At 70.4% G+C, this 21,838-nt stretch carries 13 protein-coding genes; 6 read left to right on the top strand and 7 right to left on the bottom strand.

Annotated elements, in window-relative coordinates; all coding sequences use genetic code 11:
- Window positions 1-207: 207 nt before the first annotated feature.
- A complete protein-coding gene (locus FRCN3DRAFT_RS0210040; RefSeq protein ID WP_007511572.1) occupies window positions 208-2,439 on the bottom strand; it encodes a hypothetical protein in 2,232 nt (743 codons plus the stop codon).
- An 801-nt stretch (window positions 2,440-3,240) separates the two neighbouring features.
- Between FRCN3DRAFT_RS0210040 and FRCN3DRAFT_RS0210045 the strand changes: the two genes are divergently transcribed.
- From FRCN3DRAFT_RS0210045 to FRCN3DRAFT_RS0210055, 3 genes are all read left to right on the top strand, one after another.
- Window positions 3,241-4,632 (top strand): class II fumarate hydratase, encoded by a 1,392-nt coding sequence (locus tag FRCN3DRAFT_RS0210045; protein WP_007511574.1) that lies wholly within the window; start codon window positions 3,241-3,243, stop codon window positions 4,630-4,632.
- Between the two features lie 869 nt (window positions 4,633-5,501).
- Entirely contained in the window at window positions 5,502-7,433 is a 1,932-nt protein-coding gene (locus tag FRCN3DRAFT_RS0210050) for a lipopolysaccharide biosynthesis protein (RefSeq protein ID WP_007511578.1), read from the top strand.
- Window positions 7,430-8,368: a beta-1,6-N-acetylglucosaminyltransferase gene (locus FRCN3DRAFT_RS0210055; protein ID WP_007511580.1), complete on the top strand. Its 939-nt coding sequence runs from the start codon at window positions 7,430-7,432 to the stop codon at window positions 8,366-8,368. Before FRCN3DRAFT_RS0210050 ends, FRCN3DRAFT_RS0210055 begins: the two co-directional genes overlap by 4 nt.
- Before the next feature lie 126 nt (window positions 8,369-8,494).
- Here the strand turns inward: FRCN3DRAFT_RS0210055 and FRCN3DRAFT_RS0210060 are convergent, their stop codons facing one another.
- From FRCN3DRAFT_RS0210060 to FRCN3DRAFT_RS0210075, 4 genes are all read right to left on the bottom strand, one after another.
- Window positions 8,495-9,523 (bottom strand): glycosyltransferase family 2 protein, encoded by a 1,029-nt coding sequence (locus FRCN3DRAFT_RS0210060; RefSeq protein WP_007511582.1) that lies wholly within the window; start codon window positions 9,521-9,523, stop codon window positions 8,495-8,497.
- Window positions 9,520-10,431, bottom strand: coding sequence for a glycosyltransferase family 2 protein (locus tag FRCN3DRAFT_RS43695; RefSeq protein WP_007511584.1), 912 nt, complete (start codon window positions 10,429-10,431; stop codon window positions 9,520-9,522). The genes FRCN3DRAFT_RS0210060 and FRCN3DRAFT_RS43695 overlap by 4 nt, the downstream gene beginning before the upstream one ends.
- Window positions 10,432-11,421: 990 nt before the next feature.
- The gene (locus FRCN3DRAFT_RS43700; RefSeq protein ID WP_007511586.1) at window positions 11,422-11,982 is read right to left on the bottom strand and encodes a DUF6542 domain-containing protein; all 561 of its coding nucleotides are present in this window, start codon (window positions 11,980-11,982) and stop codon (window positions 11,422-11,424) included.
- Window positions 11,983-12,056: 74 nt separating this feature from the next.
- Window positions 12,057-13,451, bottom strand: coding sequence for a DNA recombination protein RmuC (locus FRCN3DRAFT_RS0210075; RefSeq protein ID WP_007511588.1), 1,395 nt, complete (start codon window positions 13,449-13,451; stop codon window positions 12,057-12,059).
- Window positions 13,452-13,654: 203 nt separating this feature from the next.
- Here FRCN3DRAFT_RS0210075 and ychF point away from each other — a divergent pair, with 203 nt between their 5' ends.
- Both ychF and FRCN3DRAFT_RS43705 read left to right on the top strand, forming a co-directional pair.
- Window positions 13,655-14,731 (top strand): redox-regulated ATPase YchF, encoded by a 1,077-nt coding sequence (ychF, locus tag FRCN3DRAFT_RS0210080; RefSeq protein ID WP_027140429.1) that lies wholly within the window; start codon window positions 13,655-13,657, stop codon window positions 14,729-14,731.
- A gap of 331 nt (window positions 14,732-15,062) precedes the next feature.
- Window positions 15,063-16,340 carry a glycosyltransferase family 2 protein gene (locus FRCN3DRAFT_RS43705; RefSeq protein ID WP_007511592.1) on the top strand — a complete coding sequence of 426 codons (1,278 nt, stop codon included), beginning with the start codon at window positions 15,063-15,065 and terminating at the stop codon, window positions 16,338-16,340.
- Between the two features lie 81 nt (window positions 16,341-16,421).
- Here the strand turns inward: FRCN3DRAFT_RS43705 and FRCN3DRAFT_RS49355 are convergent, their stop codons facing one another.
- The gene (locus FRCN3DRAFT_RS49355) at window positions 16,422-18,479 is read right to left on the bottom strand and encodes an FkbM family methyltransferase (RefSeq protein ID WP_051466212.1); all 2,058 of its coding nucleotides are present in this window, start codon (window positions 18,477-18,479) and stop codon (window positions 16,422-16,424) included.
- 1,233 nt (window positions 18,480-19,712) lie between these two features.
- Between FRCN3DRAFT_RS49355 and FRCN3DRAFT_RS0210095 the strand changes: the two genes are divergently transcribed.
- Window positions 19,713-20,489 (top strand): polysaccharide deacetylase family protein, encoded by a 777-nt coding sequence (locus FRCN3DRAFT_RS0210095; protein WP_007511596.1) that lies wholly within the window; start codon window positions 19,713-19,715, stop codon window positions 20,487-20,489.
- Here the strand turns inward: FRCN3DRAFT_RS0210095 and FRCN3DRAFT_RS0210100 are convergent.
- Entirely contained in the window at window positions 20,478-21,728 is a 1,251-nt protein-coding gene (locus FRCN3DRAFT_RS0210100; RefSeq protein ID WP_007511599.1) for a heparan-alpha-glucosaminide N-acetyltransferase domain-containing protein, read from the bottom strand. The genes FRCN3DRAFT_RS0210095 and FRCN3DRAFT_RS0210100 overlap by 12 nt on opposite strands.
- Window positions 21,729-21,838 lie beyond the last annotated feature (110 nt).

Below are 21,838 nucleotides of genomic sequence, written 5' to 3' on the forward strand. Positions count from 1 at the left end.
GCCGCTGACCGCGTCGGCGCCGGGCGACGTGCCTCGGTGAGGCAGGCGCCCCCACGCTCGCGGACTCGGGCGGAAGGCCGCCAACCATGGATCCTCCCGCCATTGGCCTGGTACGCCGGAAATAGTAGATCTATCTGGCGGGGGCTATGTAGGTGGTCCCGGTTCGCCCGTGGTGTCGCGGTCAGGATCGGGATCGGTCCAGCGCGGTCATCCCGCCCGCGCCGCAAAGCGGTCCGGTTCGAACCGGAACAGCACCGTCCCGTCATCCTCGCGGGTGACAGACCAGTACGGGGAGGCGCGGAAGGCTTCGCGAAGGGCGGCGAAGCGGTCCGGCAGGTCGGTCCCGTAGGCCCAGCCATAGTCCGACGACACCGGCGACCACACGGCGTACAGCTCGTAGGGCCCCGGCGACTGGTTCTGGACATACGTGACGAACCGGGCGGTGAGGCTTGCCATCTTCGCCGAGCCAGTGAGATTTTCGTCCTCGGGGTCGGCCGGCGTCGGCAGGTCCTGGACTCGCAGGCCGGTCGGACTGCCCGAACTGCGGGCCGGGGAAACCGGCAGGTCGCCTGGCCCCAGGCTGAACATGAAGAACTTCTCCTCGGGGTGGGCCTCCCCGTACGCCTGGAAGTACCGGACCGTTCTCAGGTCCCCGCCACGAATGACGTTCACCGCGTCCAGCCCGAACGCGGCCACCAGGAACGTCGCGGTCAGCAGCGCGGACACGCCGAACCACGGCAACCGCCGGAGGCCGGCGCGGGATCGAGGGAAGACGCTGGCCCCGAGCAGCGCGAGCCAGGGTATGGCGAACAGCATCGCCCGGAAGATGCCTTCGTTGCCGTACGGGTTCACGGCGACGAGGACCAGGCCGACCGCCGGGCAGCATGCCTGCGCCCACGCGGCCAGGTCGCGCCGTCTGCGGACCAGCGTGACGAGGGCCGCCACGCCGAGTAGCAGAACCCCACCGCAGAGCGCCCGCACCGTCTCGCCGACGATGGGCAGCCGGGCGAGTCCCGTCATGTTCGTCGTCGAGGGCGGCTTGAAGTTCTGCGACTGCCCGATCTCGCCCAGGTTGATGAAGCCGCTGACCGCGTTCCAGTGAACGAGTGCCCACAGCACCGCCGGTCCCAGGAACAACGCCGGGATCCAGAACGGGCGCGCCTGGCGGAACACGACCAGCACGACCAGGACGCCACCGACCACGTAGGGGCTCAGCTGGTGGGTGACCGCCAGCAGGCAGCCGGCGGCGAGCAGGAGGCCGGCGCGCGTCCTGGAATGGCGCTTGGTGAGCGCGAGCCCGAACACGGCGAGCCCCACGACGAAGCCGACGGACTGGGGCGAGAAGTAGTCCGCGCCGATCGGGTCCGCGAGCACGGCCAGCGTGACCGCGACCCAGCAGTGGTAGGAATTGTCGAGCACCTTCCCGGCGAGATAGCGCAGGGCGGCCACTCGGAACACGCCCAGCAGGGACGGCCAGAACGTGGCGAGCCCGAGCGGGTCGCGGATCCCGGTGACGTCGCAGAGCCAGGCCATCGCCGCGAAGAAGCCGGACCAGTAGTTGTAGACGTCGACGCTTGAGTCGAGCCGGTGGATCGAGCGGATCTGCTGTACCAGGTCGATGTGCTTCTCGGCCGACTGCGAGCGGGGCCCGTCGTAGACGAGCGAGGGCGTGAGCGTCAACACCACCGTCAGCAGCAGCACGGCGATGGCCAGGTCGCGTTCGTTCTCTCCGGAATGAAGGACGATCGCTATCAGAATGAGGGCCAGGCCCACGAACCACAGCGGCCCGATCAGCGGAACAAAGCCGTAGAAACCGGGGTCCAGATGGCGATGGGTGAACGCGGAGACCACGCACAGCAGAGCTCCCGCCGTCGCGCAGAGCACCGGCCAGGACTGGCCTGTCGATCGGCCGCCCGGCCACTGCCGGCGTAGCCAGCCGCCGATGCCCTGTGGCCCCAGGTCGCGCATGGCCAGCCGGATGCCGGCCGCGTGCGCCGGAACGCTCGCGGCCGCGACGATGACGAAGGCGGCTATCGGGTGCCAGGCATGGGTCTCGACCATGGCGACGGACACGAATACCAGCACGCAGAACCCGGTGACCATCGTGAGGGTCATCCGCGTCGCCAGCCGGACGAACCGGTTGAACGCCCACGGCGCGGACCCGGGACCCAGCAGGCAGAATGCCAGCAGCGCCCCGAGCCGTGGGCCGTCGGCGCCAAGCGCCGCGGCGACGCTCCCCACCGCCAGCAAGGCCAGACTTCCGGCCGACAACGCCAGCCGGGCCGCGGCGGTGCCGGCCAGGACGGCGTCATCCGCGAGCCCGGCGGGCGCTGGAGGCGCGCCCCGGCGCCCGCCTCGCCGGATGGTGATAGTCGCTGGTTCCGTGTAGCGGCTTCGCGTGGGCGGCGGCGCGTCGCCGTCGCCCACGCGAAGCCGCATCGTCGGCTCCGCGTCAGTCGATGCGGCCCGCGGCGCCGGATCCTGTGCTTCCTTGGACCCCGCCCACCGCGGCCGCTCGGTCTGCCCTGCGCCGGTCGCCGACGCGGCGTCGTGGCGAAGACCGCCTCGAGCGCGCCACGGCGGAGGCGGAATCCGAGCTGGGCCGGCGTCTCCCGCCGTCACCGGCGGCCGACCGCGCCGACGGCCGCTGGAAAGGCATGTTCGACCACGCGCACCAGCGGTCCCCACGGCACGACCAACATTGTCCCCCCGATTGGCTCATGCTTGCGCGCCCGTTTCTGCCACGACCGTTTCGTTTGGGCGGCCACATAACGACGGTGCGTGACCGTCGCCACTCGTCCGAATCGGGATCCGGTGCTCGCGCTTGTCCCGCTCGCTATGTGTTCCATATCACGGCTACCGGCCAGATGGCGGCGGGGTCAGCGTAGCAGGGGCACTCTCGCGCTGGTCCCGTGACTAACCCGCCGAGGAAGGTGATCGGTCGCTCTTCTCGCCAGGCATCACCCGTCCGCACCGACTTTGACGCGTCGATGAATCCGGATTGAGGCGTTGGCGCCGGGGGGTGGGCCGGGACACCGGGCCCGCTGGCCGGCGAGCGCTACCACAGCGCGGGGCTGGATGGCGTGAGACTCGTTAGCCTGCGGAAGGGCGGGACGCCGGCCGGGGGCGTGGCGCGGCCGCCACCACAAAGGCGGCGGCACCACCCGCACATGACCGAAGATAGCCGGGGCAGTGTCGAGGACGACGACGGCCGGTTCAGGACGAGGGGTATCGAGCAGCATGACCGAGCAGGAGTACCGGATCGAGCACGACAGCATGGGGGACGTGCGGGTCCCGGCCAGCGCGAAGTGGCGGGCACAGACCCAGCGCGCGGTCGAGAACTTCCCGGTCTCCGGGCAGCGCATCTCCCGGGCGCACATCGCCGCCCTGGCTCGGATCAAAGCGGCCGCCGCGACGGTCAACGCCAAGCTCGGAGTGCTCGACGGCGAGATCGCCGAGGCAATCGCCTCCGCGGCCGCCGAGGTCGCCCGCGGCGACTGGGACGACCAGTTTCCGCTGGACGTGTTCCAGACCGGCTCCGGCACGTCGTCAAACATGAACACCAACGAGGTCATCGCGACGCTCGCCAGCGAGCGGCTCGGCCGCCCGGTGCACCCGAATGACCATGTGAACTGCTCCCAGTCGTCGAACGACGTGTTCCCGTCGTCGATCCACATCGCCGCGACCCAGGGCATCGTCGCCGAGCTGATCCCGGCGCTCGAGCATCTGGCGGCGTCGCTGTCGCGCAAGAGTGAGCAGTTCGCCGACGTGGTCAAGTCGGGGCGTACGCACCTGATGGACGCGACCCCGGTCACCCTGGGCCAGGAGTTCGGCGGCTACGCCGCGGCGGTACGCCTTGGCGTCGAGCGGCTGAACGCGGCGCTGCCCCGGATCGGCGAGCTGCCGCTGGGCGGAACCGCGGTCGGCACCGGGATCAACACCCCACCTGGCTTCTCCGCGACCGTCATCTCCGAACTGGCGGCCAGCACCGGACTGCCGCTCACCGAGGCGCGCGACCACTTCGAGGCGCAGGCCTCCCGGGACGGCCTGGTCGAGGCATCCGGCGTCCTGCGGGTTGTCGCGGTGTCGCTGTACAAGATCTCCAACGACCTGCGCTGGGCATCCTCCGGCCCGCGCGCGGGCCTCGGTGAGATCCACCTGCCTGACCTGCAGCCCGGCTCGTCGATCATGCCCGGCAAGGTCAACCCGGTCATCCCGGAGGCGGTCTGCCAGGTGGTCGCCCAGGTCGTCGGCAACGACGCCGCCGTGGCGTTCGGCGGCTCGGCCGGCAACTTCGAGCTGAACGTGATGCTCCCGGTGATCGCCCGCAACCTGCTGGAGTCGATCCACATCCTGTCGACGATCAGCCGCCTTTTCGCGGACCGCTGCATCGACGGCATCGAGGCTAACGTCGAGCGCTGCCGCCGGTACGCCGAGTCGTCACCGTCGGTCGTCACCCCGCTGAACAAGTACATCGGCTACGAGGAGGCCGCGAAGGTCGCCAAGCAGTCGCTCGCCGAGGAGAAGACCATCCGCGAGGTCGTGCTGGAGCGAGGCTACGTCGAGGCCGGCAAGCTCACCCTGGAGCAGCTCGACGCCGCCCTCGACGTTCTCTCCATGACCCACCCCTAGCGGCGTGCCGGCGGCGGCGCCCCCGGCCGGCGCCGCCGCTCTGGTTGATGCCACGCCAACGCCAGGACCGTTGGCGTGAATCGCTCACGTCCGCTGGCATTCTTGCCACGATGGGAGTCGGCGGATCTCGCCGGCTCAGCCCGATCTGTCGAGCCGTCGTCTGTCATGTCCGTGAAACAAGAGCGGTAACGGCTGTCACCTCTCGGGTGCCGTCAGCCGCCGTGCCCGTGAGCCGCGCCCAGCCGTCATCAGGTCCTCGGCCGGTTGGGGCGCGGCTCACCCAGTCCGCCCGCGTCATCAAGGTGGCCGACCTGCGCTGCTGCTAGACTGACCGCGCCGGCAGCCGGCTGGAATGCCGTAGGCCGGCGCGCGACGGTTGGGGGAGTTCGTCGAAATTCCAACACCACTTGACGTCGCCACGTCGCCACCGTCCGGCGCTCTCGTCGAGGGTAATTGGTCGGCGCGGAATGTGAATATGGGCCGTGTCGCATAGCCCGGCCGGCACGTAAGCGACGTCGGTGGGGATCCCGGCCGGGGTGACGCGCATTCATCCAGTCCCTCACCCTGCGTCGGCCGCTTGTCGGGCTGCCAGTAGTCGGGGGCGAAATGGTGTCGGTTCCGCCGCGCGGCGAGCCGCTGAAGAACGGATCGGCTCCGGGTCGGCGGTCGCGGGTTCCGCGGGCCCGCGGAACCCGCGGTGGCGTCGCCGCCGCCTCTGGCCCCGGCTGGCTCACTCGGCCGAAGAGGACCGCGAAGCCCGAGCCGGCTCGAATCCGCGGTTCTTGCCCGACCGTGTCTGGCCGCGCCGGCGCTGACCTGGCCCGCCAGGGCGCGTCCGCGCGCCTGGCGCCTGGCCAAGGACCGCGGCGATGAGTTCTGGCGCCTCGGACGAGACAGTCTGGCTCCGGTCGCTGCCAAGGTCCGAGCCGCTGATTCTCGGAGCGGCCGACGCGACCATGTGGCTGCGCTGGCAGCCGCCGACCCGGCCGGCCGCGACCGCGACCGCGCCCGCGGACGGGCCGCGGGCCGGTCGAGCCGGAGCGGAGCCCGACTCGTCCGTGCTGCTCGAGCCGCTGCGGGAGGTGGGCGCCGGCGCGGGCCCGCGGGGAGTACCGGAGCCGCGGCCCGCCGCGGAGGCATCGAGTTCGTCCGACGACGCCGTCGCGCGCGAGGTCTCGGGGATGTTCGGGCGCGACTCCCTCTACATGCTGCTGTGGGCCGTCCAGATCGTCGGCGCTGCCGGGGTGACTCCCTTCGTGACCCGGCTGATGGGAGCGGACGAGTTCGGCGCGGTGGCCGCGGCCAATGCCGTCATGCAGGTGCTGTTCCAGGTGGCCGGGCTTGGCCTGCAGACGGCGATCCAGTGGAAGTACGCGGATTCGGCGGCTGGCAGCTCGGACGGCCCGGCCGAGGCCCGCAGGCTGCTCACCTTGTGCATCCTTGCGGCGACGGCGATCACCTGGCTCGTCGACACGACCGGCCGGTGGTGGGCCCCGTCGCTGGGATTCGAGCACTACGGCGGGGCGCTGCGGCTGGCGGTCTTCTGGGCGGGCATCGCGGCCGTGACCAACGCCCAGCTGGCGCTGCTGCGCAGCCAGGACCGGCTCCTGGGCTTCGGGCTGGTGAGCATGCTGCAGTCGGTCGTCGCCGAGATGGCGAGCCTCGCGCTCGTCGCCGTGACGACGCCGACCGCGACGAGCTTCATTCGCGGTCAGCTTGTCTCGCAGATCGCCGCCACCGCGCTCGCCGTGTTCCTCGTGGTGCCGGGACGGCTGGGACCGCGGGACCGGCGCCTCGTGGGGGCGAGCCTGGCCTATGCGCTGCCGCTGGTGCCGGCGGTGCTCGCCACGCTCGTGCTGAACGCGGGCAACCGCTTCATCGTCCAGAGCCATCTGGGCCCCGCCGCCGTGGCTCGCTACCAGATCGCCTACAACATCGGGTCGCTGCCGACGCTGCTGCTGTCGGTGCTCAACTCGGCGTGGATGCCCCGCATCTTCGCGGTCTCCGACCCGGCCACTCGGGCGGCGGTGCTCGCGGCGAGCCGGGACGCCCTCTACCGGCTGCTGTCGCCCGTGCTCGTCGGGCTCGCGCTCGCGGCGCCCCTGCTGCTGCGCACCTGGGCGCCCGCGGGTTACGGCCCTGGGCAGTTGCTCGCCATCACCTCGATCGTGATCGTCTGCGCGGTGCCGGCGACCGCCAGCCTCGCGCCCACGCGGGCGCTCATGGCGGCGGGCGCGACCGTCAGCATCGCCGTCGGGACCGCCATCGCCGCCGCCGGCAACATCGCCCTCAGCCTCGTGCTGGTGCCGAGGCTCGGCCTGTCAGGCGGTGCGCTGGCGACCGGTGCCTCCTACTGCCTGTTGCATGGCTTCCTGCTGGCAAGGGCGCGGGTGGCCGCGCCCACTGCCCGCACGAGCCCGCTGATCCTCGTGGAGCTGGGCCTCGTCGTCGCGGCGGTGCTGGGGCTGAGTCTTGTCCCGGCCGACGGCCCGGTGGCATTCGCGGGTCGGGCGGTCGCGATGCTCGCCGCGCTCGCCTGGTTCGGCGTCATCTTCCGAATGATCGCCCGTGGAAAGGGCGCCGCTCGCCCGGCGGGCCGCCGCCGGGCGAGCGGCCCGCGTCGGCACGAGGCGCTCGAGGCGGCCCCGAGGGCACGCCACCGCGCCGACAGCCACTCGCGGCCGGTCCCGACGGCCGGACCGGCCGGGCTGCGTGCCGACCTACCCGAGCAACCCAGCCGGCGCTACGAGGAGGCGCCGACCATGCAGCTGTCGTGGCGTTCGCTTGGAGGATGGAGATGACCTTGCTCGCGGCGGTGGTCATGGCGCACACCGACCCGACCCACCTACGGCGGCTGGTCTTGGCGCTCGACGACGTGCCCATCTTCCTGCACTGCGACGCGCGTACGCCCGAGGCCACGTACCAGCGGATGACCAGCCGGCTACCCCTGCGGGTGACGCTCTGCGCACGCCAGCCGACGACGCTGTCGAGCTGGTCGCTGGTGGACGCGGAGCTGCGCGCGCTGCGCGTGGCGCTCGCCCGTACGTCAGCCAGGCATATCGCGGTCCTCTCCGGCGCCGACTATCCGTTGCTGGCAATGCCGGAGCTGGAGCGTGAGCTCTCCCGGTGGGACGGTTTCTCCTGGCTGTGGAACGTGCCGTTGCCATACCGGCCGTGGAGCACCCCGAGGCATCCCGACGGCGGCCTGTGGCGCCTGCGGCGGAGGTTCCTCACCTGGCGTAACCAGGTGATGTTCGTCAAGGACGTGCCGTTGCGCCTGCCGGTCAGCCGGTCGATTCCGGCTGACCTGGAGCCGCGGGCCGGCTCGCAGTGGAAGATCTACGCCCGTCACCACGCCGAGGCTCTTGTCCGGCTGATGGACGGGCGGCCGGACCTCGTCCGGTACTGGCGCGGCACGCTGGTTCCGGACGAGACCTTCGCCGCGTCGATGCTGGGCAGCCGCTCGCTGCTTGGCTCGGACGCGCTTCCGGCCTGCTACAGCCATCCCTGGCACATGGCGTGGCCGGCGGGTGGCGCGACGCATCCGGGCTGGCTGACGATGGCGCATTTCGACGACCTCGCGCGCGCTCAGAAGGAGCCCCCCGCCGATCCGGTGACCTCGTTCGCGGCTGTCGCCGGCGAACCGCGGGAGCACCGCAGGCTCTTCGCCAGAAAATTCGGTACGGCCGTGGACACAGACGTCCTCGACCGCATCGACGCCGAGCTGCGAGCCTGACCAGCCCCGGCGAGGGCCGAGGCCAGGCGCCGCCTGGACGGGTGCGGTCCCGGCGCGAGCTCCCGGGGTCCGCCTCAGGGACGACTGGAACTGTCGTGGTCGGCCCGGCCCACCGGCTCGGCGGCCTCATCGTCTCGGTGGCACGCCCCCGGGCCTGGGTGCCCTGGCATTCGGGGTGCTCAGGCCACCGGTGCGCAACGCGACCAGGCCGCGGGCGTATCCGGCTCCGGTGACCGCGACCCCCGCGAGCACCGCGGCCGCTTGTGGCCACCTGGCCCGCTCCCGAAGGCCCCGCGCGACGGCGCGGGGGAGGGTTCGCCGGACGTAGGCGCGTTCCGCCTCGAGCGCGGCGGTCGCGCCGACCAGGTTCGTCACGACGGCCTTCGAGATTCCTTCGGCGTAGCACCGCCGCTGGAAGTAGGCCCACTGGGCACGCGTCCCGGGAACCTTGTGGTAGACCACCGCATCCGGCACGTGCAGCACGGACGCTCCCGGCAGGGCCCGGCGCAGACGGATGTAGAACTCGGTCTCCTCGCAGCCGAGCGGTGTGTTGCCGACGCGCCCAATTCCGTCGGTGAACCCCCCGACCAGCGGAAAGAACTTGCGGCGGAACGACATCGCGGCACCTATGGGGTTGCGGATCTCGCTCACCGTCGTGGGCAAGCCCACGTAGCTGCATCCGACGACCCAGTCGAACTCCGGGGGAAACCAGCCGGGGCGCGTCGTCAGCCAGTCCGCCGCGACGGTCCCGCCGACACCGACCACATTGGGATCCACGTAGGGCGCCGTCAGTTTGGCGAGCCAGTCCGCGGCGGCGCGCGCGTCGTCGTCGAGAAACGCGACGATCTCGCCGGTCGCCCGCTCGACACCCGTGTTTCGGGCGCCAGAAAGTCCTCGCGAGTTCTCGTTGGCGACGACGATGACGTCCGGGAACGCTGCCCGGGCACGTCCCAGCAGCGCATTGTTGTAGTCGACGACGAGGATGATCTCGCTGGCCGGCGGATCCTGTGCCCTGATGCTGTCCAGCGCGGCGGTGATGTCGCCGAACCGGTCCTCGGTGTAGGCGCAGATGATGACGGACACAGCCGGCTGGTCAGGCTGACCGGTCGACGGCGTCGCGCGTCCGTCACTCGCGATGGCGTCGCCCGTGGTCATGCCGGCTCCACCCGCGGGACGCCCGAGGTGAGGGTTGTGTCCTCCCGCGGGCGTGTGATCGGCGCGGCTGGCGCGCGCGCCGTTGTGGCGGCGCCGAGCTGGGCGGGGTCCGTCGTCGCGTGCCGCGACAGGTCGAGGCGACGGCGCACCGCCTGCCTGTCGAGGGCGACCTGGCGGCGTAGCCGGCTCGGCATGGGCCGGAATGCCTCGGCGAAGATCGTCCTCAGCACACGCAGCCCGTCCGAGAGCGCGTTGAGGTTGGTCACGCCCATGAGCCGCGGGTGCTCGAAGCTGGCGACCTCGACAATCTTCAGGCCGCCGCGGGCTGCCCGGATGTTGATGAGGGTCTCCACCTCGAAGCCGTCACCCCACTGGGGTTCGTCGCCTCGTTGCCCCGGCTGCAGGTCGAGCACCGGCAGGCAGTAGGCCCAGAACGCGTTGTAGCCATAGCAGAGGTCGGTGAACCGATGCCGCAGCAGGATGTTGACCAGGGAGCTCAGGGCGAGGTTGCCGCGGCTGCGTAGCTTGGTGATATCGCTGCTCCCACCGCCCTCGATGAACCGGGAGCCCTTGGCGTAGTCGGCGCCGCCGAGCAGCGCCTGAACGAAGTCCTCGATCTCCGCGGGGTCGGCGGAGCCGTCGGCGTCCAGCATGACGATGATGTCGCCCGTCGCGGCCGCGAACCCGCTGGCCAGGGCGTTGCCCTTGCCCTTGCGCGTCTGGTGCACGACGACGCAGTCGGGCCGCATGGACTGGGCGACATCCTCCGTGCCGTCGGTCGATCGGCCGTCGACCAGGACGACCTCCGCGTCGGCGGGCAGAATCTTGAAGATATGTGGAAGGTTGCGGGCCTCATTCAGTGTCGGAATGACGATGCTGACTCTTGGCCGCGGTTCCCCTACAGTCAACTTCCGTCCCCCTGGGATGCCTGGGCGCCGCCTGGCAGGTAGGCGGCGCGGCGCGCTCGATGCGCCTCAGAGGTGGCCGCGGCCCAAGAACCCCAAAAGGAATCGGCGCGGTATGGCTCTGTTGTTGCCCGGGCTGTCGATGTGGACGCTCTGGGCGCTCGGCGGTGTTGTCGTTCGAAACGAGAAGTAATTGAATCCCGCGGGTCATGTGTACGCAATATGCGGGAAATTGATCGATACCGACGCGCCGCCGACCCCCGATTCCAGTGCCTTTCCGCGCTTGCATTCCCCCGTTGTCCGGTCAAGCAAGACCGTCTGCCCGACACGGTAGCACTCACCCTCCGGCAGGGTTCTCGCGCTACGTCGTGTACCACTTGTGCGTCTCGCCAGGTTCGAACAATGCGCCGGAGCGTGACTCGGCCACCGCGCGGCGTGACTGATTGCGGGTCGACGGGCGGAGGTATTCACCCTGGTTCGCCAATTAGGGCGACGTCGACCGGGGGCCGGGGAACGGCTAGCTGCTGTGGTCGGGGGGCTGTTTCACGCCGCTGGGCGTGTTGCCGGAACGCCGCCTGGGGCCCGGTACCGATGCGCGCCCCCCCATTCGCCGCACCGAGGGGACCGATATTGGGTCGGCTGGTGGAGTGTCCCGGGCGGTGTCGGGCGAAGAGGGGCCAGTGTCGATCGGGGGCGGCTCTGGCTCGGTTGTCCGGCGTCTGGCGCGTCGCGGTTGCGCGAGCGGTTCATCGTGTGGATATCTGTGCCAGAAATGCGAAAATCGGACGCAGCCGCAGATACCGCAGTCGTTTCCGGAGCGGTAATGGCGGTGAACCTGGCGCGTGTGGCCGCAGGTACAGGTTCGCAGCCAGCTCGGCATCCGGGCCGGCTGCGAAGCGCTCGCGGACATGATTCGTTGATAACACGACGGCAGGGGTGGAAAGTCTCAGTTTTTGAATCCCGCGTGTCGGATGTCCGACCGGACCGCCTGCGTCACGGTCGGGTGTCGCGGCGGGCGCGGTTCGCCATCGTCCGAGCCCGCTCGCGGCGGACCACTGTCGCCCGGCGGGCCCGGACCAGCGCGATGATGATCACCAATAGCTCGGCGATCAACAGGCTCGGCGCGCGCAGGATCAGTTCGGAACCGATGTCGATTGCCTTCGTCTTCAGCCCGCCGTCGCTGCCGGTCGCCGGATGCAGGAAGCCGACCCCGGTGGTGATCGCCGCATAGACCAGCGGCGGCATGATGGCGACTCCGACCAGATCGTCCACATGCGTGCGCAGCGTGCTCGCGACGCAGGCCACGACGAACAGGACGCCGAAGATCCAACCCAGGTGCCCGAAGACTGCCACGTCCGCGGCGGCGCCCGCGGCCCCGATGATCAGCACGATCAGCGAGGCTCCGAAGGCGGTAAGCCCGCGGCGGTTGTTGCTGATGACGGTCGTCGGTTGCAGGGTCGAACGGCGCCGTCCCGTGGGGGCACGGTCGGCCGGTCCGCGCGGCCGGTCGGTGCGACCTCGGGGGCCGGCGGGTTGCCTGTCGGGCAGACTCACGTGGGCAAGGTACCGCCCCAGGTTTAAGAATGCGTCAGCACGATACGTCGTGGCTGTACCGGTGGCCGATTCCTTCAGCTCTCCGTGTTCGCTCCGGCACCCGGTGGAGCCGCCTGAATGTCCGCTGTGTCGGGTGCCTCCATCGGCGGCCTGAAGGGCGAGGATGGCACCAGCTCCAGCTCTTCGAGGGGTTCTCGTCCATCAGGAACTGAGAGGAGCTCGACGGCCGTCAGCGGGCGGACACCTGCCTCCACTGGCTTGGGGCTGGGCAGTTCGTCCTCGACGACCTCCATCGCGGCCAGTCGGCGGGCCGACACCAGCACCCGGCCCTCCAGCGACCCCACGGCCGCGTTGTAGTCCTTGACCGCGCGTCCCAGGGAAGCGCCGAGCCGGTCGACGTGCTCGCCGAGCGTGCCGATCCGGGTATACAGCTCACGGCCAAGCTCGTAGACCTCCTTGGCCCGGGTTGTCAGCGCGTCCTGCGTCCAGGCGTAGGCGACGGTGCGCAGCAGCGCGATGAGCGTCGTCGGCGTGGCGAGCACCACGCCCCGGCCAGCCGCGTACTCGAGCAGGCCTGGGTCGTGGTCGAGCGCCGGTGCCAGGAACGCCTCCGCCGGGACGAACAGCACGACGAACTCGGGTGAGTCCATTCGGCGCCAGTAGGCCTTCGAGCCGAGCTGGTCCACGTGCGCGCGCAGGTGCCGGGCGTGCGCGGCCAGCCGCTCGGCCCGCACGGTCTCCTCGGCGGCTTCGGCGGCCTCGAGGAACGCGGCCATCGGGACCTTGGAGTCGACGACGATGCTGCGCCCGCCGACCAGGTGGACGACCATGTCCGGCCGCTGTACCGACTCTCCCTCCTCACCGGCGACCGTGTGCTGCTCCGTGAAGTCGCAGCGTGCCAGCATGCCGGCGACCTCGGCGACGCGGCGCAGCTGCAGCTCGCCCCAGGCGCCGCGCGCCTGCGGCTTGCGCAGCGCGGTCACCAGCTGCGAGGTCTGGGTGCGCAGGGCGTCGGAGGCCTCGCGGGTGGCCCGAACCTGCTCGACCAGCGTGGCGTAGGCCTCGATGCGCGCGGTTTCCAGATCGCGCAGTCGTTCCTCCATCCGGGTGAGCGTCTCGCGCAGCGGCGTCACCAGGTTCTCCACGGCGGCGCGCCGCATGTCGAGGTCGCCGCGCGCCCGAGCGCCCGCCTCGTCGAGGCGGGCGGCCGCGAGCTCCAGGAACTGTCGGCTAGCCCCTTCCAGCGCCCGCGCCGAGAGCGCCTGGAAGGTGTCGGTGAGGCGTCGCTGGCTCTGCTCGACGAGCGCGACGCGCTCGGCCGCCGACTTGCGCTCATAGTCCAGCGCGGTCCGCATGCCGGCGACGTCGGCGTTCGCCCGCTGGGCTCCGGCCTGCCTGCCCGCGAGGTAGCCCCCCGCGGCCCCGACCACCAGGCAGGCCAGCGCCAGCAGCACCCCCGACGCATCCATGACCACAGCCAACCACCCCGGTCCGACATTTGCCCTGACCCGAAGCCACGCAAGGAGCAGGGTTCCTGCCGGATCCGGGGTTCCTGCCCGATCGGCGGAGCCGATCGAGGAGGTCTGGGAGCTTGCGGAGCCGATCCGGCAGGTTAGGCGCACCGCCCGACAGGATCGGGGCGCTTCGCGCCCCGATCCGTAGACTCAAAGCCATGGGTCTGTCGATCGGCATCGTCGGGCTGCCCAACGTCGGTAAGTCGACGCTGTTCAACGCGTTGACCCGCAATGACGTGCTGGCGGCGAACTATCCCTTCGCGACGATCGAACCGAACGTCGGCGTCGTCGGCGTGCCCGACCCCCGGCTCGAGCGGCTCGGCAAGCTGTACAGCAGCCAGCGGATCGTGCCCGCCGCGGTGAGCTTCGTGGACATCGCCGGCCTGGTGCGGGGCGCCTCCGAGGGGCAGGGCCTCGGTAACAAGTTCCTCGCCAACATCCGTGAGTCGGACGCTGTGTGCCAGGTGGTCCGGGTGTTCTCCGACCCGGACGTGGTGCACGTCGACGGCCGGGTTGACCCGGCGGACGACATCGCCACCATCAACACCGAGCTGGTTCTCGCCGATCTGCAGACCATCGACAACCGCCTGCCCAAGCTGACGAAGGAAGCGAAGGTCGACAAGACCAAGCAGCCCATGCTTGCGGCCGCCGAGGCGGCCAGGGCCGTCCTCGACCAGGGCAGGCCCCTGTCCGCCGAGCCCTCGATCGACCGTGCGCTGCTGCGAGAGTTGTTCCTCCTGACCGCGAAGCCGTTCCTCTACGTCTTCAACGTCGACGAGGACGCCCTCGCCGACGATGCCAGGCGTAAGGAGCTCGCCGACCTCGTCGCGCCCGCGGACGCCGTCGTGCTGTGCGCCAAGGTCGAGGCCGAACTGCTGGAGCTGCCCGAGGAGGATGCCGCCGAGCTGCTCGCCTCGCTCGGGCAGAGCGAGAGCGGCCTCGCGGCGTTGGCCAGGATCGGCTTCCACACGCTCGGCCTGCAGACCTACCTGACCGCGGGCCCCAAGGAGGCGCGCGCCTGGACCATCAAGAAGGGCGCCACGGCTCCCGAGGCCGCGGGCGTCATCCACAGCGATTTCCAGCGTGGTTTCATCAAGGCGGAGATCGTTTCGTTCGGCGACCTGATGGCGGCGGGCTCGATGGTCGCGGCTCGCGCGGCCGGCAAGGTTCGCATGGAGGGCAAGGACTACGTCATGGCCGACGGCGACGTCGTCGACTTCCGTTTCAACGTCTGACCCTTCCTCGGGCCGGAATGCCGAGGCTGCGGTGCGCGCGTTGATGGCCTGAGCCCGGCGGCGGTGGGAGAGCCGTGGCGCTTGGCATTGCTCATGGAAATCAGCGGCGGCCGGACGCGGCCGCGGCGCGCAATGTGGTAACGCTGCAACGTGGTCGTTCTACTCGCGGTGCCCAGATGGCCTACGTCGGCGTTAGGCGGAAGGACCGGATGAGGGGGCCCGACGGGCCATACACCGCACCAGCGAATCCGTGCCTCCGCTCGGCGAGATACGGGCCCGTCCCCGCCTACCGCTTACGATCGCTACTAGTGTGAACATCGGGACTGCCAAGATGACTCGTGCGTACCCTGGCCCGCGGCGCTGGGACGCGCCGCCGAGGCTGACCGCGCCGACCGCCGTCATCGAGGTAGAACTCTCGGCCGAGGCGCCGCGGTTTCCGTCCGCCCGCGCGGTCCAGGCGCTCATCCGCCTTCACGGCCACCCGATGGGTATTCTGCGGCTCTCGGGCGCTGATATCGCCGGGGGTCTCGGGACGCTGCGCGAGAAGATAGAATATGATCTTGGTCCGGCCGTGCGGGAGCATCTCGCCGCGGACGGTGTCGCGGTACCTCCCGGCCCGTTGGCCGCCATTCTTCCCAGCTCGGACGCATGCCGTAGGACGGCGCCGAAGGATTTTGGGGTCAGCGTCGTCGTCAATGCGTGTGAAGCCTCGCCGGAGCTGGTGAGGGCCCTGGCCAGCATCCAGGCACAGACCAGGTTGCCCGACGAGCTGATAGTGGTCGACAACCGTCCCACGACCAGCGGGATACCCGGCCTGCTCAAGGAGCTGGAGCTCGGGTCCGTGACCTATGTACCCGAGCCCGTCAAAGGACTCGCTCGCGCCCGCAACACCGGCCTGGCCGTGGCGTCCGGCGAGCTGGTCGCTTTTACGGACGACGACGTCATCGCAGACCCGTCGTGGCTCGAGGTTCTTGTCTCCGGATTTGAGGACGAGAATGTGGCTGCCGTGACGGGGTTGATTCTTCCGGCGGAGCTCGAGACCGAGCCGCAGATCCTGTTCGAGGAGTTCGGCGGTTTCAACAAAGGTTATGAACGCCGGCGTTTCGACCTGCACCTGAACCGCCCCGAGAATCCGCTCTTCCCGTTCAGTGCGGGCATGTTCGGCAGCGGCGCGAACGCGGCCTTCAGAGCATCGCTGCTGCGGAGGCTCGGCGGGTTCGACGTGAGTCTCGGCACCGGCACGCCTTCGCGCGGGGGCGAGGATCTGGATATCTTCCTCACCGTCATCCAGGCGGGGGAGGCAATCGTCTACGAGCCCGGCGCCATCATGTGGCATTCGCACCACCGGGGATACCGGGACCTGCGCCGGCAGATGCACAACTACGGGGTGGGCCTCGGGGCGATGATGGCCAAGCGCGTCCTGACCAGTCGTGCCGAGCGGCGTGAGCTCCTACGGCTGGCTCCCGAGTGCGCGCGCTACCTGCTGGACCCGCGCAGCCCCAAGAACGAGAAGAAGAACCCTGCCTACCCCAGGTCGCTCACGCTGTTGGAGCTCGTCGGCGTCGTGCGCGGCCCGTTCGCCTACCTCGCCAGCAGGCGATCATCCTGATGCCGGCGCCGCGGCATTCATCCGTCGACCACCGGCGGGACCGCCGATCGCCGGCCCTGACCGGCGCCGTGTCAGCGCCGGTCAGGCCGCCCTGGTGAGGACGGCGACCTCGAACGTTCCCGCGCCGGCCTTCACCACGCCTGCCACCCGGAAGCTCGCGTGGTTCTTGGCCAAAGATTCCAGGAGCTCGGCGGTCGTGTAGTCGTCGTGGCATTCGACGACGATGTTGCGAACCCGCCCGATCCAGCTTTCGCAGGAGTCGAAGAGCTCGCGTTCGGCGCCCTCGATGTCACATTTGAGCAGGTCGATCTCGCGCTCGGCCCCGGCCTCGTCGAGGATCGACTCGAGGGTGCGCACCGGTGCCTCAAAGGACGTCGCGTCCGCTCGGCCTGCCTCCCCGGAGGTGAGCCGGAAGGCGTACTCGCCCTGCGACGTCGTCAACGTGGCCATCCGTTCCCACCCGCCCACACACACCTGGTGGACCGTGGCTGAGGCGCCGGCGAGATTGGCGCGGAGTACGGCGGCGTTGCCCGGCTCGGGTTCCACCGCGACGACGTGGGCGTCCGGCCACCGTGCGAGGAACCATCGCGCGGACAAGCCGATGTTCGCGCCGAGATCGACGATCAGCCGTGGGGATGGTCCGACCACGGCGGAGACGGAGTCGTAGTCCCCGCGCTGGAAGATCTCGCGGAAGACCTCGAAGTCGGTGGAGTGGGTACGCAGGTGCAGCGGACCGCGCAAGGACTTCATCCGCAGTCGGACGGTCGCCGGGCGCGGCACGACCAGTGGCTCGAAGCGGGTGCCCGCGGACCGGAGGCGGAGGAGCGCCACGAGGTCGGCGGGGCCGGTCAGGTCTCGGGTGACCTTGCCCCAGAACTGGGCCAGCCCGGCGAGCTCACGCAGCCGTCGCCCTGGAACGGGCCGCGCCCCGCCCGGCGGCGAACCGGAGGATGGCGTGGCGAGCGGCGGTCGTGATGACGATGCCGCTGTGTCGATCTGAGCCCACGTGCGCGGTGGGCGCTTCCGCCGGGCGCGGACGTACAGCACCGGGCCCACGACGAAACCGCTGAACTCGGCTCCGATGAGCCGCCACCTGGCGCTGTTCGCTGTCGGGCTGACCGCCTCCCGGGTGCTCGTGCTCACCTTCCGGGACATCCAGACTCCGCGGGGCACCAACAGCGCCACGTCGGCGCGGTGCTCCGGTATGTAGAGATGTTTCATCAGATACGCCGTCATACCGGTGCCGTAGTGGTACATCTGGCGGCGCAGCGACGAGAGGCTGCTGCGGTGGGTGTGCCACACGATGGCAGAGGGCTCGTAGGCCAGCCAGTGCCCGGCGAGGACGATCCGGGCGAAGGCGTCAAGGTCCTCGCCGCCGCCCGGAAGGGTGCCCGCGCCGAGGGCCTCGTCGAACCCGTCCAGCGCCCGCATCACCGAGGCGCGCACGGCGAAGTTGGCCCCAGTTCCGAAAATGCCCGAGGAATAGGGGTACGAGGGAATGCCCGGCGGGCGCTCGGTGAGGTGCCATAGACGGGGCCGGAAGCTGCCGGCCCAGTCGAGGCGCGCATCGAAATACCGTTCCGGCATGCTCTCCAGCGTCGCCGTCGGGACCAGACCGGTCACGCAGGCGACGTCTGGCCGGCGCTTGAACCCGCGTACCAGGCCCTGTATCCATTCCGGGTCGACCCGGGCGTCGTCGTCGGTGTAGGCGACGATCTCGGTCGTCGCCTCGAGCAGGCCGCGGTTGCGCGCGCACGAGAGGCCGGGACGGTCTTCTCGGACATATTGAAAGCGGGGGTCTGTGCCCACCTCGCGGTCGAAGACCTGTCGGGTGGTCTCATCCCGGGACGCGTTGTCCACGATCAGGAACCGGAGCGGCTGGTAGGTCAGCGTCGACAGGCTGTGCAGCGTCTCGCGCAGCTGAGGGCCGCGGTCGCGCGTGCAGACGATGACGGTGACTTCGGGGCCGCCGTCGACGAGGGACACACAGGTCGCCGGGCGGGCCGGCACCGCGAGGCTCGGCGGGCCGGCCCACTCGAGCCCGTCGGCGCGCAGGTGTTCCGCGATCAGGTCGCGGAACTCCTCCGTCGATCGCGCCTGGACCTCGCCGAGGTCCAGGGCCCCCTCCCGGAGCGGCACCTCGATGAACCCCAGCGGGTCGCCATGAAGACGGACGAGAACGCGGGCATCCGCGTACCGAACGCTCGTACCCTCGGGCTGGCGAGGGTCGGACAGCTCGAGCTGACAGCAAAGAGTCGGCTCGGGTTCCGCCAGGACATGTCCTGCCTGCCCAAGGCCGCGCGCGGCTCCCCGTAGCCCCATCAGTGCCCAAACCTCTCGTCAAGTAGCCGGCGAGTCATTGTCGTACCGTCCGCGAACGATCGACTTCCGGGCCGTGGCTGATGAAGCCGGACGACCGCGGTCGGAGGCGCTGGCGGCGACCCGTCAGAACCTCCGCGGCCCGATCGTCGTGGGCGACCCGCGACGACGACCGTGGCGGCGCGCCGCTCGCGCGCCGCCAAAGACGGAGCACGGCCAGCTCGGCCGACACCTTCGCTCCCCGTCGCTGGTAGCCGATTAAGCGGTCCGTTCCTGATTTTCGGGCGGCGTCGGGCAACTCACAGAGGGCCTAATGTTTGTCACCAAATGATGGCGTCGTCGCCACGTGACGTGACAGTCGCGTGCCGGCCGGCCTCTCGTGGTGATCGTGTTCGGGCCGCGCTTTCTCGGCTATTTTTGGCCGAGTGTAGCAGGCTGAGACGAACTCATCCCTTGGGGGCGGTCCGCTGGTGAGTTCTGAGGTGGCGTGTGATCCACGACCTTCGCCTTGCTCCACTTTGCGGATCGTCTCTGGCGAACTCATGTCGCGGATCAGGGCGGAGCGATGGCCATCAGCCGGTCCAAGGAGGTCGAGGACAATATTTGTCGAGGGCAATATTTACAGGCGAGTAGAAGTCTGGTGTCCTGGATGCCGGGGGGCGCCGCGTTGGTGCTCATGAAGCGCGGGCGTTGGTCGCCTTCTCGCGCCATAAAGTCGCCGAATTGTGCGTATCGCCGTCATGTAAACAAAGACTGGCCGGATCGGGCCGGGCGACGGTGGAGGAGGGAAGAAGAGCGCGGATGGTCGCCTGGTGAACCGCTGCTCGCCGCGTTGGCAAGACAAGTACGTCATCACGGCGCGGGACTGGTGGGCCTATTCCCGTGTCGGCCCTGTGCGCGCCTGGCGGGTGGAGTCCCCGCCGCCCTCCGGGTCGCCCGGGCGCCGGATAGGATCGAACCTGCTGGCATATCCGTCCTGGGCGTCGTCCCGCCATTCGGGGAAGGTAGTTGACCACCGCGGGAGTTCGTGGAGAGGGCCATCTTCCGGTCCTCATGTTCCACAGCATCGGGCGGGGAGCGAGTCCGGACTTCCAGCGCTGGCAGGTGGATCCGGGGCTGTTCAGGGAGCAGATCGACGCGCTGGCCGGGGCGGGGTACCGGCTTGTCGGGCTGTCCGAGGCTCTCGACGGCCCGGATGACCGGACGGTCGGGGTCACCTTCGACGACGCCTACAAGGATTTCGTCGAGGCCGCGGGAATCCTGCGCGCCGCGGGCTGTGGCGCCACGGTGTACGCACCGACGCGGTATGTCGGTGGCGAGGCGGCCTGGTTGCCGGGGCCCGACGCCCAGTTGCGGATCATGGACTGGTCGGAGCTGGCGGAGGTGGCGGCGGCGGGCATCGAGGTGGGCTCGCATGGGCACGCGCATCTCGAGATGGATGTCCTGCCGGCAGGTCGGATGCGTGGCGACATCGCGTTGAGCCGACGCATCCTGAGTGACAGCCTCGGGCTGACGATCCGCAGCTTCTGCTACCCGCACGGGTACAACTCGGCGGCGACCCGCGCCGCTGTCCGGGCCGCTGGCTTCGACTCGGCCTGTGAGGTCGGTTTCGGACTGCACACCAGGCAGGGGGACCGGTTCGCGGTCCGCCGCCTCATCGTCACCAACGACACCCGGCCGCAGGACATGGAAACTCTGGTGCGCCATGGGCAGGGCATCCCGGACTCGCCCGCGCGGCGGGCCGCCCGCATCCCGTGGCGCCTCTACCGTGCGGGGCGGTACTACGCACGCACGTCGGGCGGACGCCAGGTTCGGGCATCAGGCCGATGACGAGCGCGGCGGCGGTTGGTAGACGGCGCGGCGGGCCAGCGCCGAGATGACGGCCTCCAGCGGGCCGCGGCGGCCGGTCAGGCGCCACAGGGACGCGAGGACCAGCATGGGGATCACCTGCTGGAGGTACAGCCAGGCATAGCTGTCACCCCGTGGCAGCTCGGTCGAGAGCACCCACGCGTGCAGGGTGTACCAGGTCAGCGTCATCGAGCCCACCGCCGCCAGCGGCCAGATCACGACCGCCGCGGCCGCCCCGAGCCGGGCGACGAGCAGGGCGGCGCCGAGCAGCGCCACGGCCGTGCCGGTGGTGTGCAGCAGATCGAGCGGCGCGGACGCGTGCGGGGTGTCGACGGCGAGCCACCACCAGGACTGCGTGGGCGTGCTGCCGTACAGCCCGCCTTCGAGCAGGGACGGCACCTCGCCGGGCGCGATCGGGCCGACGCCCGGCAGGACCGAGTCCGCGGCCAGCAGCGCGTCGCGGCCGCCGAGCGGGCCGAGCAGCAGCCACGACAGTGATGAGGCCGCCACCGCCACCGCCGCGCCCGCGCCGAGCAGCAGGCCGGCGACCCGTGTCGAGCGCAGGTCGAGCCGGCCGACGAGCATGCCGGCACTGAGGTAGCCGATCCAGGCCAGCGCGGGGTAGTAGCCGGTCAGCAGGATCGTGAGGGTGAGCCGCCATGGCGAGACGACCAGGTCGTCGAAGGACGGGTTGCTCATCAGCGGTTCGGGCAGATGTGGCCGGACCAGCTGGCTCAGCAGCGGCTCGGCGAGCAGGGCGCTCGCCGCGACCACGGCGAGCACCCACCGGGGGGCGCGCAGCAGCGGCAGCGCCAACACGAAGAACACCGCGTAGTACGGCAGGATCACGGCGACCGGCGTGCCCGTCAGGCCGAGCATCAGGCCGATGGCGCCGATGCACACCGCCCGGACGAAGGTCGAGGTACGAGGGTGGGCGGCTCGGGAGGTCACCAGCGTGAGTGCCACGCCGGCGAGCACGGCGAACGCCGCGGCCGCCCTCCCGGCCGCCACCAGGTGCGCCGTGGTCAACCGGCCCTGGTCGTCGAACGGCGGTATGACGTGCGTCGCGACCATTCCCAGCAGCGCCGCGCCCCGCGCCGCGTCAACCCCGATGATCCGCCCCCGTGCCGCCGAGACCACGCTCGTCGTGGCGCTGGGCGTCGCGGCCGCGGGAACGGCGCTGGCGCCGCCCCCCGCGACCCGCTCGGGAAAGTCCGACATGCACCCAGCCTCTCAGCCCGCCAGCTGCTGTGACCATTGGCCACGGCCGTCCGGGTCTCGCGCGCAGCGAGTCTCCGACGACCGGCCTGAGATGCCAGCAATAGGACGAT

The organism is Pseudofrankia saprophytica (genome assembly GCF_000235425.2).
Classification (GTDB): Bacteria; Actinomycetota; Actinomycetes; order Frankiales; family Frankiaceae; genus Pseudofrankia; species Pseudofrankia saprophytica.

Coding starts and splice junctions, on each gene's coding strand:
- FRCN3DRAFT_RS0210100 (WP_007511599.1), bottom strand. CDS start 21,728: ATGTCGGACTTTCCCGAGCGGGTCGCGGGGGGCGGCGCCAGCGCCGTT.
- FRCN3DRAFT_RS0210040 (WP_007511572.1), bottom strand. CDS start 2,439: ATGCGGCTTCGCGTGGGCGACGGCGACGCGCCGCCGCCCACGCGAAGC.
- FRCN3DRAFT_RS0210095 (WP_007511596.1), top strand. CDS start 19,713: ATGTTCCACAGCATCGGGCGGGGAGCGAGTCCGGACTTCCAGCGCTGG.
- FRCN3DRAFT_RS0210045 (WP_007511574.1), top strand. CDS start 3,241: ATGACCGAGCAGGAGTACCGGATCGAGCACGACAGCATGGGGGACGTG.
- FRCN3DRAFT_RS0210050 (WP_007511578.1), top strand. CDS start 5,502: ATGAGTTCTGGCGCCTCGGACGAGACAGTCTGGCTCCGGTCGCTGCCA.
- FRCN3DRAFT_RS0210075 (WP_007511588.1), bottom strand. CDS start 13,451: ATGGATGCGTCGGGGGTGCTGCTGGCGCTGGCCTGCCTGGTGGTCGGG.
- FRCN3DRAFT_RS43705 (WP_007511592.1), top strand. CDS start 15,063: ATGACTCGTGCGTACCCTGGCCCGCGGCGCTGGGACGCGCCGCCGAGG.
- ychF (WP_027140429.1), top strand. CDS start 13,655: ATGGGTCTGTCGATCGGCATCGTCGGGCTGCCCAACGTCGGTAAGTCG.
- FRCN3DRAFT_RS0210055 (WP_007511580.1), top strand. CDS start 7,430: ATGACCTTGCTCGCGGCGGTGGTCATGGCGCACACCGACCCGACCCAC.
- FRCN3DRAFT_RS0210060 (WP_007511582.1), bottom strand. CDS start 9,523: ATGACCACGGGCGACGCCATCGCGAGTGACGGACGCGCGACGCCGTCG.